Here is a 242-nt window from a genome sequence, read left to right as displayed (position 1 = left end):
GGAACTCCAGGGAGACTGCCGGTGATAAACCGGAGGAAGGTGGGGACGACGTCAAGTCATCATGGCCCTTACGAGTAGGGCTACACACGTGCTACAATGGCGCATACAGAGGGCAGCCAACTTGCGAAAGTGAGCGAATCCCAAAAAGTGCGTCGTAGTCCGGATTGGAGTCTGCAACTCGACTCCATGAAGTCGGAATCGCTAGTAATCGTGGATCAGAATGCCACGGTGAATACGTTCCC

General features: G+C 54.1%; 1 rRNA gene. It reads left to right on the top strand.

The annotated features are described in order from the left end of the window. Window positions 1–242, top strand: a 16S ribosomal RNA gene (locus CBX98_RS26185); the annotation flags it as partial.

Origin of the sequence: Vibrio sp. T9 (genome assembly GCF_003123985.1) — a bacterium.
GTDB lineage: Bacteria > Pseudomonadota > Gammaproteobacteria > Enterobacterales > Vibrionaceae > Vibrio > Vibrio diabolicus.
This window is presented reverse-complemented; position numbering and strand designations above follow the sequence as displayed.